The sequence below is a fragment of the Stenotrophomonas sp. 05L413 genome (assembly GCF_056397945.1).
Window position 1 is genome coordinate 399454 of the sequence record NZ_JBFTOL010000004.1, and the last position, 12882, is coordinate 412335.

Genomic DNA, 12882 nt, shown 5'->3' on the forward strand with positions numbered 1-12882 from the left:
CGCTCACCGGTCTTCACCGGCAATGAGCCGGCGCTGTGCTTCGCTATTGTTCATCTATGAACAAATCCACGCGCCGGCCGTCGCCCCCCACTGCTCCGGATGCCTTCGTGCGCGTTCGGGGCGCACGCGAACACAACCTCAAGAACGTGGATGTCGATATCCCCCGCGATGCGCTGGTGGTGTTCTCCGGCATCTCCGGCTCGGGCAAATCCTCGCTGGCGTTCGGTACGCTGTATGCCGAGGCGCAGCGGCGCTACCTGGAGTCATTGTCGCCGTATGCGCGCCGGTTGATCGATCAGGTCGGCGTGCCGGATGTGGATGCGATCGAAGGTCTCCCGCCGGCCGTGGCATTACAACAGCAGCGCGGCACCGCCAGCGTGCGTTCCAGCGTCGGCAGCGTGACCACGCTGTCCAGCCTGCTGCGGATGCTGTACTCGCGCGCAGGTACGTATCCGGCCAGACAGCCGATGCTGTATGCCGAGGATTTCTCACCGAATACACCGCAGGGCGCCTGCCCGAACTGCCATGGCCTGGGCTACGTGTATGAAGTGACCGAGCAGTCCATGGTGCCCGATCCCTCGCTGAGCATCCGCGAACGCGCCATCGCTGCGTGGCCGCCGGCGTGGCATGGACAGAACCAGCGCGACATTCTGGTCACGCTTGGCTACGACGTGGATATCCCCTGGCGCGATCTGCCCAGGAAACAGCGCGACTGGATCCTGTTCACCGAGGAGCAGCCGGTGGTGCCGGTCTACGCCGGTTTTACCCCGGCCGAAACCCGTGCCGCGCTGCGGCGCAAGGAGGAGCCGAGCTACATGGGCACCTTCAGCGGTGCCCGGCGCTATGTGCTGCACACCTTTGCGACCACGCAGAGCGCGATGATGAAGAAGCGGGTGGCGCGCTACATGATCGGCGCCGAATGTCCGGTCTGCGATGGCCGTCGATTGAAGCGCGAAGCGCTCTCGGTGACGTTTGCCGGCATGGATATCGGCACGTTGTCGCGGCTGCCGCTCAGTGCCATGGCGCAGGCGTTGCGTCCGGCGGCGGAAGGGCATTTCCAGGTAGCGGCCGCCACCGCCACACGCAGCCGCAGCGCCGGCCGCCAGGCCACGGCCAAGCGGGTGGCCGCCGGTGGCAACGCGCATGCGGGCGGCAGCGATGTGCGCCGCACGCCAGATCTTTCCGAGGAGAAACGCATCGCGGCCCAGCGCATCGCGCACGATCTGGTCGAACGGATCGGCACGCTGCAGTCGCTGGGCCTGGGCTATCTGTCGATGGACCGCGCGACCCCGACGCTGTCGCCAGGCGAACTGCAACGCCTGCGCCTGGCGACACAGATCCGCTCCAGCCTGTTCGGCGTCGTGTACGTACTGGATGAACCCACCGCCGGCCTGCATCCGGCCGATGGCGAGGCCCTGTACGACGCGCTCGCCCAGCTCAAGGCCGGCGGCAACACGTTGTTCGTGGTGGAGCATGATCTGGAAATGCTGCGCCGTGCGGACTGGCTGGTGGATGTCGGCCCGGGTGCGGGCCAGCACGGTGGCCGGGTGCTTTACAGCGGTCCGCCCGAGGGGCTGCGTACGGTGGAGGCCTCGGTCACGGCGCCGTATCTGTTCCAGAACGCTGACGGCCCGCGCCGCACGCCGCGCGCGCCGTCCGGCTGGCTGGGCCTGCAGGGCGTCCATCGCAACAATCTGCGTGGCGTGGACGCGCGCTTCCCGCTCGGCGCGTTCACGGCGGTGACCGGTGTCTCCGGCTCGGGCAAGTCCAGTCTGGTCAGCCAGGCGCTGGTTGAACTGGTCGGCGAGCATCTGGGGCAGGAGCCGGTGATCGAAGAGACCGACAGCGACCTGCCGCAGCCCAGCCGTATCGAACGCACCCGTGGCCGCTTGAACGGGGCCAAGGCGATCAAACGTCTGGTCAACGTGGATCAGAAGCCGATCGGGCGCACGCCGCGTTCCAACCTGGCCACCTACACCGGCCTGTTCGATCATGTGCGCCGTCTGTTTGCCGGCACGCGCTCGGCCAAGGCACGCCGCTACAGCGTGGGCCGTTTCTCCTTCAATGTCGCCGCCGGCCGCTGCGAGACCTGCGAAGGCGAGGGCTTCGTCCACGTCGAACTGTTGTTCATGCCCAGCGTCTACGCGCCATGCCCCACCTGCCATGGGCAGCGCTACAACGCCAAGACCCTGGAAGTGCAGTGGAACGGTCGCAACATCGCGCAGGTGCTGGCGATGACGGTGGAGGAGGCGTTGGCGTTCTTTGCCGACGAGCCGCCGGTGCAGCGGCCGCTGCAACTGCTGCGGGATATCGGCCTGGGCTATCTGCGCCTGGGCCAGCCGGCCACGGAACTGTCCGGCGGTGAGGCGCAGCGGATCAAGCTGGCGACAGAGCTGCAGCGCAGCCAGCACGGCAACAGCCTGTATGTGCTGGACGAGCCGACCACCGGCCTGCACCCGGCCGATGTGGACAAGCTGATGACGCAGCTGCACGGCCTGGTCGACGCCGGCAACACCGTGGTGGTGGTCGAGCATGACCTGCGGGTGGTGGCCGATGCGGACTGGGTGATCGATGTGGGACCGGGTGCGGGTGAGGAGGGTGGCAGGATCGTGGCCGAAGGCACGCCGGCCCAGGTCAGTCGCGCCAGGCACGGCGCCACCGCGCGCTATCTGCGCCGCTGGTTTCCCTGAGCGGCGCGGCGTTGCTCAGTACACGTCGCGGCGGTAGCGTCCGTCGTTGAGCAGGGCATCGACCGCATCGTTGCCCAGCACCTCGCGCAGCACGGCATCGACACCTTCGGCCATGCCATGCAGCGAGCCGCACACGTAGAGGCTGCCGCCCAGGTCCACCCACGCACGCAGTGCGTCCGGTGCGGTGCGCAGGCGGTCCTGCACATAGCCGCCGCCGTCCGGATCGCGCGAGAACGCCAGGTCGACACGGCTGAGGTGACCCTGCGCCTGCCACGCCTCGATCTCCTCGCGGTACAGGAAGTCGTGCGCGCGGGTGCGTTCGCCGAACACCAGCCAATGCCCGCGATCGCCCTGCGCATCGGCTTCACGCAGCAGGCTGCGCAGACCCGCGATGCCGGTGCCGTTGCCGATCAGCAGCATCGGGGCGTGCTCGGGATGGCGATGGAAGCCGCTGTTGCGACGCACGCGGGCATGAATATTGTCTGCCTCGGTAGCATGCACGCACAGCCAGCCCGAGCCCAGTCCGTGGCGGCCATCGGGCAGATCGGTCAGGCGGATCACCAACTGCACGGCACCATCGCCGGGCACAGAGGCGATCGAGTATTCGCGATGCGGCAGCGCAGGCAGTCGCGCCAGCCAGCGGGCAGCATCGGGTGCTGCAGCGGCGTCCACCGCTTCCGCTGTCTCCGGCAGCACACGCGCGGCAGCCGCCTCGACCAATGCGGTGATCCGTCCATCGACCGTCACCGGCGCCTGCGGATCCAGACCGTTGCGGGCCAGCACCGACAGCACATGCGCACGCGCGTGGCGCGGCGCCATCTCCAGAATGTCGCCGGCCTGCCAGTGGGCGTGTGCCGGCGGCCGCAGTGACACCTGCCAGATCGCCCCGGCGGCACTGCCCGGATTGAGCTGCGCGCGCGCATCCAGCGCCCAGGGGTGCAGTTCAACGGGTGCCGGCAGGGGGGTGTGATCCTCTACCCCGGTCAGCACACCCAGCTGCTGCTGCCAGTGCGCCAGCGGCACGGCGTCGGTGCGGTCCACCTCGATGCTGGCGAACAGCCGCTGCGCCCCCTGCGCCGCCAGCCAGCTGTCCACCTGCCGCGAGAAACCGCAGAAGCGTGTGTACTCGCGGTCGCCGAGCCCAAGCACGGCGTACGCCAGGCCCTGCAGCGAGGTGGACTGCACCAACACCCGTCGCCCGAACGTACGCGCCGCATCCGGCGCTTCGCCATCGCCGAAGGTGCTGATGACGAACAACGCCTTGTCTGTGGTGGTCAGCAGTGCCGCGTCCACCTGCGCGAGCGGACGCACCTGCACCGGCAGGCCGGCCGCCTGCAACTGGGCGGCAGCGCGCCAGGCCAGCTGCTCGGCAAACCCACTCTGGCTGGCGAACGCGACCAGCCACGGCTGTCCGGTGCCGATGGCCGCGGCGAGAGGCAGGCGTGAGGCACGCACCTCGCGCTTCTTGCGGCGGCGGTCCAGGTACAACATCCAGCCGGTGATGAAGAACACCAGCATGCCCAGGCTGGACAGCATCACGATGATCCGCCCGGGCAGGCCGAAGAAGCTGCCCGAGTGCAACGCGAACACACTGACGATGATCTTGCCGCCGGCGGTCTTGCTGCGGTAAGGCTCGTAGGAGAGCAGGGCGCCTGTGGACGGATCGAGCTGGAGGATGTCCTGCGCGCGGTCGTGCGCCGTGCTGCTTCCCTGCACGCGGCCGGTCAGCGCACGGCCTGGCTTGGCCGGGAAGCGCAGGTCGATGTAACCGCGTCGCACGCCCTCCAACCCGTACAGGGTGGCCTGCACCTTGCCCAGATCCAGAGGGCCGCCGCTGGTGCGCGGCTGGTTCTGCTCGGCGGCGGGGCCGCCCAGCAATGCAGTTGCGCCCTTGCGGTACCAGTCGAACGACCACCACAGCCCGGTCAACGCGATCATCAGGTACACCAGCAGCACCCAGGTGCCGACCACTGAATGCAGACTCCACAGGAAACTGCGCCCGCTGCGCGACCACTCCACCGCCAGCCAGGTGCGCCAGTGCCACCAGCGTCGCGGCCAACGCAGGTACAGCCCCGACAGACAGAAGAACACCAGCGCGATCGCGCAGCTGCCGGTGATCAGGCTGCCCCGCTCGCCGCTGACCAGGTGGCGGTGCAGGTCTTCGACGAAGGCGAAGAAATCCAGGCCGCTCAGTTCGGTGAGCACGTTGCCGGTGTACGGATCGAAGTAGCGCCAGTTCGCCTGGCCGCCTTCGAAACGCGCCACCGACAGGCGCTGCCCGGTCGCATCCACGCGCAGCCGCTGCAACGGCTTTGGCATGTCCTGCTGCAACCGCGGTAACAGCTCGGTGAGCGCCACTGGCTGTTCGCCGGCCGCGTGGCGTTGCACGACCTGCGCAAGCGCAGGATTGGCCGCGCGCATGATCTCGTCTTCAAAGGCCAGCGTGGCCCCGCTCAGGCCCATCACCGCCAGCACGGTGCCGGCAGTGATGCCCAGCAGCCAATGCAGCTGGAAAAGAACGGTCTTCAACATGCGGGCGGTTCCGGCGGCAAGGCGAAGCGGGCCCGGCAGTGGATGAGAATGGATCTCGTCATTGTTGGGTGCAGGGCTGGGGCGGTCAATAGCCCAGGTCGGGCCAGTACGGCCTCTCGATCAGCCGGTCACCTCGGCCAAGCAGGCTCAGTGCGTTGCCCAGGCCTCGATCTCACCGGCCGCAAACGGCCCCAGCTTCTGTTTCACGATGCGCCCCTGCGCATCGACCAGTACTGAATACGGCAGCAGGCCCTGCGCATTGCCCAGACGCACGCTGGCGTCGGCCGGGCCGGGAGTATCGAGCACGATCGGGTAGGCGACCGGGATGCGGGTCAGGAAATCGCGCACGCCCTCGGGCGTATCCAGCGCCAGCCCGAGCACCTGCACGCCGGTAGCGCCCTGGGCATCGGCAAACGTGGTCAGCGCCGGCATTTCCTCCACGCACGGCCCGCACCAGCTGGCCCAGACGTTGATCAGCAGCGGACGCCCGTGGAAGCTGGCCAGGTGCTGCGGGTGCCCTTGCAGGTCCGGCAGGGTGATCGCGGGCATCGGATCACCCGGTTGGGCCGCGACCACCACCGGCCGTGGCGGTGGCGGGGCATTGGCCGGGCGCTCGTCATGCCCGGCGAACCAGACGCCGGCGCCAATCCCGAGCACGGCCGCGATCACGACCACCACGACCGTCCGCCGTGGTGGCCGCAGGCTCATCGCGCGGTCCGCAGCAGCGCTTCTTCCACCAGCGCCTGGGTCAGTACCGTCGGCAGCACGGTCGGCGGTGCGCCCGGGCCATAGACCACATACAGCGGCACACCGACGGCCTTGTGCTCATCCAGGAACGCGGTGATCTGCGGGTCGACATTGGTGTAGTCGCCGCGCATGTAGACCGCGTTGGTCCGGCGCAGGGTGTCCTGGAACGCGTTGGTGCCCAGCACGGCGCGTTCGTTGGCCTTGCAGGTCACGCACCAGTCGGCCGTCATGTTGACGAACACGACGCGGTTGTCCTGGCGCAGGCGATCAAGCATCTGCGGCGAGTACTCGACCACGTTGTCGCTGGCCGGCTGCGCGGCCTTGGCCGGCGGCGCCATGCGGGTCACGCCCCAGATCGGGTACAGCGCGCCAAGGACCAGCAGCAGGGCCAACAGGCCGCCCACACGCTGACTGCGCCAGCGGCTGCGCTCGAACCACCACAGCGCCAGCGACAGGATCACCAGGCCGCCCAGCACCAGCGCCATCGCATCCACGCCGCGCTGCTTGCCCAGTACCCACAGCAGCCAGATCGCGGTGCCGTACATCGGGAAGGCCAGCACCAGCTTGAGCGTTTCCATCCACGCGCCGGGGCGCGGCAGGCGGCGGGCCAGCGATGGCACGAATCCGATCAGCAGGAACGGCAGGGCCAGGCCCAGGCCGAGCGCCAGGAACACCAGCATCGCCTGCAGGCCGGGGGCAGCGAAGGCGTAGGCCAGCGCCGGGCCCATGAACGGGGCCACGCACGGGCTGGCCACCACGCAGGCGAGCACGCCGGTGAAGAAATCGCCGACCGGGCCGCTGCGCGAGGCCAGCGACTGGCCGACCCCGCCCATGCTGCCGCCCAGGGTGAACACGCCCGACAGGCTCAGGCCCACGGCAAACATCAGGTACACCAGCGCGGCGATGAACCACGGGTGCTGCAGCTGGAAGCCCCAGCCCGCGGCCTGGCCCGCCGCACGCAGCGCGATGACCAGTGCACCGATGGCGGCGAAGGCGACCAGTACGCCGGCGGTGTACCAGAGCGCATGGCTGCGCGCGCGCTGGCGGCTCTCGCCGCTCTGCGCCACGCCCAGCACCTTCAGCGACAGGATCGGCAGCACGCAGGGCATCAGATTGAGGATCAGGCCACCGGCCACGGCGAACAGCAGCAGCACCAGCAGGTTGCCCGGTGCGGCGGCCGGGGCGACCGGCGGCGGGGTGCGCTGCGCGTTGTCCGCGCTGGCATCCGGGGTGGCGGCGGTGTCGCCCGGCACGGCCAGGGCGGGTTCGTTCGGGCGGATCAGCATCGGCTGGGTGCCGGTGCCGGCATCACCGCGGGCCTGTGCGCGTTTGTCGCGATTGGGCAGGGGCGCGATGACCTCGGTCTTCTGCGCGACGTCATTCGCCTTGGCGTTGATCGTGCCTGCCGGCAGCGCCAGCTTCACCCGGCGCGTCATCGGCGGGTAGCAGATGCCATCGGTCTGGCAGCCCTGGAAGGTGATCACCAGCGTCGCATCGGTTGCGCTGGCCGTACTGCGGCGCAGCGGCAACGGCACGTCGATCTGGTCGAAATACACCGCCACATCGCCGAAGTGCTCATCGCGATGCGATTTGGCGGCCGGCCATGTCGGCTTGTCCGCGCGGATGCCCGGCGCGCCTTCCAGCGCCAGCGAGGTGCGGTCGCGATACAGGTAGTAGCCCGGCGCCGGCGTGAAACGCAGCAGCACGGTGTTGCCATCGCCGACGATCGCATCGAAGCCGAACGCGCGCTCGGAGGGCAGCGGCAGCGCCTGGGTGTTGCTGGTGCCGGGCAGGCGCAGGCCACTGCCGGTGTTGCCGGCCAACGGGGTGTTGAACGGGGAAGCGGCAGCGCTGGCGGCGGGGGCGGGGGCGGTGCCAGCACCGCTGCCACCGGCCGGCAGCTTCACCTGCAGCGTGCGCTTCTGCGGTGGGTAGCACACGCCCGCATCGGCGCAGCCCTGGTAACGCACTTCCAGCGTCACGGTGTCGGTGCCGTCGGCGGCCTTGCCCGGCAGCACGCCGGTCAGGCGTTCGCGGTAGGTCTCCACCTCGCCGAAGAAATCATCGTGGTGCTTCTTGCCGGCCGGCAGCTGCAATGCCTCGGCATCGAAGCCGGCAGCGGCCTTGACCGTGGTGCGATGGCGATACAGGTAATAGCCCGGGGCGATCTTCCAGCTGATCTCCACGCGATCACGGTCGCGCGCCTGCGCAGTCAGCCCGAAGGCCTCATCGACCGGGAGCAGATCTTTTTCGCTGACCGCCCAGGCCGGCAGGGAGACCACGAACAATGCGCACAGCGCGGCAACACGACGAAACAGCGTCATCAATCACTTTCCTCACGGGTCTGCGCCCGAATCCAATCCAGGTACGCCGGTAGGCCGGCGCGGGTTTCGACCGCGATGCACTCGGGGAGTTCATACGGATGCAGGGCCTGCACACGCGCGATCGCCGCGTCCAGGCGGCTGCCGGTGGTCTTGATCAGCAACTGGACCTCATGGTCCTCGGTGACCTCGCCCTGCCAGCGGTAGGTCGAATGCGCCCCGTCCAGGCGCGTCACGCACGCGGCCAGGCGTTCGTCCACCAGCGCGTGTGCCAGCCGCGCGGCGCAGGCCACGTCGGGGCAGGTGGTGAACAGCAGGAAGACGGGATCGGCAATCGACATGACCGCCGAGTATAGGACCGCCAGAGGCCAATGGTCCGACCGGCGCCGCGAGGGGGCGCCGGTCGGCCGGGCTCAGTTGGCCAGCTGGCAGGTGGCCGGCTTGGCCGAGGTGAACAGCGTCGGGGTGGCCCACTCCGGGTGGTCGATGAACGGATTGCGGTTGCCCTGGAAACTGAAGATCACCTCGTTGCGAGCGCGTTCCGCCGCGTCCGGCGGGTCGGACAGGTGCCAGTCGATCAGGGTCGAGAGCAGGCCCATGTAGGCCGGCGAGGCCGAGGTCTTGACGATCCTGCTGCGGTCGTCGGTCAGCTCCAGGTCCGGCTCGGACTGCCCGGTTTTGGCATCTTTACCGCCTTCATAACGGATCGCCATGTACATCACCGCACGTGCCATATCGCCCTTGCGGTGGCCCCACACTTCGAACGAGCCGCCATTGCCATCCGGCGTGCGCACCCAGTTGGAGGTGCCCGGGTAGCCTCCACTGCCGCCGCCGAATCCGTTGTTGGCCTCGGTCGCGCGTTCACCGCAGTTGCTGTCGCATGTGGCAAAGGGCTTGTTGCCGCGGTCCGCATTCCACTGTGCGTCGGTCAGATACAGCATGTGGGTGTCGGTGTAGGGCGCATACGGCAGGCCTTTGTCGCCGGTGGTGCTGGCAAAGCCCAGCGAGTTGGGCCAGGTGTGTTCGCGGTTGTAGGTCAGCCCGCTGCCGGTGCCCGCCCGCCCGCTGACCTTGGTGTAGCTGCGGTTGCGGTAGGCATCGAGGATCTTGCCGCTGTTGTTGGGATCTTCGTCGGCGATTTCCAGGATGGTCCAGGTGCTGGTGCCCGAGCCGCTGTAGGGATAGGCGGTGTGACCCTTGATGGTCTCGTGCAGCGAGCAGCGCAACTGGCTGGGGGTGGAGGTGTTGACCCGGGCGTAGTACTCCCCGGGCGCGCCGGGGTTGCCCGGATCGGGCGTGGTGGCGGTGGCCACGGTGAAGGCGATGCGTGTATCGGCGGCCGGGCGTGCGCCCTGGGCATCCTTCACGCGGGTGGCGCGGATGTCGAAGCGGCAGGCTTCCCCCGCCACCAGCGCGGTGTTGGTGGCCAGGGTGAAGCGGGTGCCGGTGGTCGGGTGGCTCAGCGCGACCGTGCCGGACTGGCCGCAGCTCAGCGCGAAGGCGCCGCTGGAGAGGGTGACCGGCTCACTGAAGGTGACGCTCAGGTCGGCGGCAGCCGGGAAGGTGCTGGCGCCCTGCTCTGGGGTGGTGGCAGTGACCGAGGGCGCGGTATTCGGGCCGGTCGGGCCGCCGCCGCTGAAGGTCTGGCCGTGGTTGCAGGCGCCGAAGGTCTGCGTGGCCGATTCGGCCCAGGTGAAATGGGCGTATTGGCTGCCGGTGCCGGTCAGCTGCAGGGAGGTGCCCGGGGCGGTGCTGTTGGACTCGCTGACCGGGATGTTCTGGCTGGTCAGGCCTGCCGCGGGCCCCCCGGCGGCGGTGATGGTGCCCTCGTAGCTGAGGAACTGGACCACCTTGCCGCTGGCGTCGACCAGGGCAATGCCGTCGTTGGGACCGTTCTGGATCCCGTTGGTCGGGTAGCTGACCGTGGCCAGCCGGGCGCCRCCGCAACTGGCAGTGCCGGCCGGGACCGCGTTGTTGGCGTAGACCGCAGCCGCCGAGGGGTTGCTGCCGTTGTAGAGATAGAGCCGGTAGCCGGACAGGTCTTCACCGGCGGTGGCGATCACTTCGATTGCCTCGCCGACGTCTCCGGCGGGGGTGCTGTCGTCGTAATGCAGTTCATTGATGAATACATCGGCCCGGGCCGGGCTGGTGGCCAGCACCAGCAGGCAGGCCAAGGACAGCGGCGTCAGCAACCTCATCTACGGCTCCTTGTGATTGGTCAGTGCCGCTCGAATCTACGCAATCCAGATGACACATCGATTGGTCTGTCGGATTCGACCTTTCGCATTGAGAACTGCGTCAAACATTCACGCGCGGGCCCGGATCGGCAAAAAAAACCGGCCGCCTCCCCTTGAAAGGGGTGGGGCCAGCACCATCTCTGCTCTGTCCCGCACCGTCGGGTTTTTTCGTGAGCGTGGCTGGCAGTCGCCCTGTGCGAGTGCTAACATCGCCAGACTTTCCTAGACCAATCAACAACTTAAAAGGGTCTCACATGAGCATCAAGCCGCTTCATGACCGCGTCGTAGTCAAGCCGATCGAAGCCGACGAAATCTCGTCCGGCGGCATCGTGATTCCGGATTCCGCCAAGGAAAAGTCGACCAAGGGTGAAGTCGTGGCCGTCGGCCCGGGCAAGCCCCTGGACAACGGCAGCGTGCGCGCGCCGTCGCTGAAGGTCGGTGACAAGGTCATCTACGGCCAGTACGCCGGCAGCAGCTACAAGTCCGAAGGCGTCGAGTTCAAGGTCCTGCGCGAAGACGACATCCTCGCCATCGTCGGCTGAGTGATGCGGCCGGCCCCGTGCCGGCGCTTCCGCACTTCCTCCCGTTCAAGCAGCCGGGCATCGCCCGGCTCTACATAAAAAGGTAATCGCAATGGCTGCCAAAGATATTCGTTTCGGTGAAGACGCCCGCGCCCGCATGGTTCGCGGCGTCAACGTTCTCGCCAATGCCGTCAAGGCCACCCTGGGCCCGAAGGGCCGCAACGTCGTGCTCGAAAAGAGCTTCGGCGCGCCGACCATCACCAAGGACGGCGTCTCCGTCGCCAAGGAAATCGAACTGGCTGACAAGTTCGAGAACATGGGCGCGCAGATGGTGAAGGAAGTTGCTTCGCGCACCAACGATGACGCCGGCGACGGCACCACCACCGCCACCGTGCTGGCCCAGGCCCTGATCCGCGAAGGCGCCAAAGCCGTCGCTGCCGGCATGAACCCGATGGACCTCAAGCGCGGTATCGACAAGGCCGTGATCGCCGCCGTCGCCGAGCTGAAGAACATCTCCAAGCCGACCGCTGACGACAAGGCGATTGCCCAGGTCGGCACGATCTCGGCCAACTCGGACGAGTCGATCGGCAACATCATCGCCGAAGCGATGCGCCGCGTGACCAAGGAAGGCGTCATCACCGTTGAAGAAGGCTCGGGCCTGGACAACGAGCTGGACGTCGTCGAAGGCATGCAGTTCGACCGTGGCTACCTGTCCCCGTACTTCATCAACAACCAGCAGTCGCAGACCGCTGACCTGGATGATCCCTACGTGCTGCTGCACGACAAGAAGATCTCCAACGTGCGCGACCTGCTGCCCGTGCTGGAAGGCGTCGCCAAGGCCGGCAAGCCGCTGCTGATCATCGCCGAAGACATCGAAGGCGAAGCGCTGGCGACCCTGGTGGTCAACACCATCCGTGGCATCGTGAAGGTCGTGGCCGTCAAGGCACCGGGCTTCGGCGATCGTCGCAAGGCGATGCTGGAAGACATGGCCGTGCTGACCGGCGGCACCGTGATCTCCGAGGAAATCGGTCTGTCGCTGGAAAAGGCGACGATCAAGGACCTGGGCCGCGCCAAGAAGGTGCAGGTCTCCAAGGAAAACACCACGATCATCGATGGCGCCGGCGAGAAGGCCAACATCGAAGCGCGTGTCACCCAGATCAAGACCCAGATCGAAGACACCTCCTCGGATTACGACCGCGAGAAGCTGCAGGAACGCGTGGCCAAGCTGGCCGGCGGCGTTGCCGTGATCAAGGTCGGTGCCTCGACCGAAATCGAAATGAAGGAAAAGAAGGATCGCGTCGACGACGCCCTGCACGCGACCCGTGCAGCCGTTGAAGAAGGCGTGGTCCCGGGCGGCGGCGTTGCGCTGGTTCGTGCGGTCACCGCGCTGAGCGGCCTGAAGGGTGCCAACGAAGACCAGAACCACGGCATCCAGATCGCCCTGCGCGCGATGGAAGCCCCGCTGCGCGAAATCGTGGCCAATGCTGGCGAAGAGCCGTCCGTGATCGTCAACAAGGTCAAGGAAGGCACCGGCAGCTTCGGCTACAACGCCGCCACCGGCGAATTCGGCGACATGCTGGAATTCGGCATCCTGGACCCGACCAAGGTGACCCGTTCGGCGCTGCAGAACGCAGCCTCGATCGCTGGCCTGATGATCACCACCGAAGCGATGGTTGCCGAAGCCCCGAAGAAGGATGACGGCGCTGGCGCAGCTGGCGGCGGCATGGGCGGTATGGGTGGCATGGGCGGCATGGACTTCTGATGTAGATGCCGGCCTTCGGTCGGCACGCATCGGAGCGGTAGGTACCAACTGTTGGTCGGTACCCGCCATGCG

General features: G+C 67.7%; 8 protein-coding genes. 3 read left to right on the forward strand and 5 right to left on the reverse strand.

Translation table 11 applies throughout. The features are described from left to right. Positions 1-56: 56 nt before the first annotated feature. On the forward strand, positions 57-2690 hold the full coding sequence (locus AC1DIQ_RS10975; RefSeq protein ID WP_121040352.1) for an excinuclease ABC subunit UvrA: 2634 nt from the start codon (positions 57-59) through the stop codon (positions 2688-2690). A gap of 15 nt (positions 2691-2705) precedes the next feature. On the opposite strand, the gene AC1DIQ_RS10980 is transcribed toward AC1DIQ_RS10975, so the two are convergent. From AC1DIQ_RS10980 to AC1DIQ_RS11000, 5 genes are all read right to left on the reverse strand, one after another. After that, positions 2706-5222 carry a PepSY domain-containing protein gene (locus AC1DIQ_RS10980; RefSeq protein ID WP_478050025.1) on the reverse strand — a complete coding sequence of 839 codons (2517 nt, stop codon included), beginning with the start codon at positions 5220-5222 and terminating at the stop codon, positions 2706-2708. A gap of 147 nt (positions 5223-5369) precedes the next feature. Further along, entirely contained in the window at positions 5370-5930 is a 561-nt protein-coding gene (locus AC1DIQ_RS10985) for a TlpA family protein disulfide reductase (protein WP_121040348.1), read from the reverse strand. Next, complete coding sequence (locus AC1DIQ_RS10990; protein ID WP_183073712.1) at positions 5927-8293, reverse strand: protein-disulfide reductase DsbD domain-containing protein; 2367 nt, start codon at positions 8291-8293, stop codon at positions 5927-5929. The genes AC1DIQ_RS10985 and AC1DIQ_RS10990 overlap by 4 nt, the downstream gene beginning before the upstream one ends. Then, positions 8293-8631 carry a divalent-cation tolerance protein CutA gene (gene cutA, locus AC1DIQ_RS10995; RefSeq protein ID WP_121040344.1) on the reverse strand — a complete coding sequence of 113 codons (339 nt, stop codon included), beginning with the start codon at positions 8629-8631 and terminating at the stop codon, positions 8293-8295. The genes AC1DIQ_RS10990 and cutA overlap by 1 nt, the downstream gene beginning before the upstream one ends. 72 nt (positions 8632-8703) lie before the next feature. Next, positions 8704-10488, reverse strand: coding sequence for an endonuclease (locus AC1DIQ_RS11000; protein ID WP_478050026.1), 1785 nt, complete (start codon positions 10486-10488; stop codon positions 8704-8706). 293 nt (positions 10489-10781) lie between these two features. On the opposite strand from AC1DIQ_RS11000, the gene AC1DIQ_RS11005 reads away from it, so the two are divergent. Both AC1DIQ_RS11005 and groL read left to right on the forward strand, forming a co-directional pair. Continuing rightward, positions 10782-11069 (forward strand): co-chaperone GroES, encoded by a 288-nt coding sequence (locus AC1DIQ_RS11005; RefSeq protein ID WP_019183551.1) that lies wholly within the window; start codon positions 10782-10784, stop codon positions 11067-11069. A 91-nt stretch (positions 11070-11160) separates the two neighbouring features. After that, a complete protein-coding gene (groL, locus tag AC1DIQ_RS11010; RefSeq protein ID WP_019183552.1) occupies positions 11161-12810 on the forward strand; it encodes a chaperonin GroEL in 1650 nt (549 codons plus the stop codon). Positions 12811-12882 lie beyond the last annotated feature (72 nt).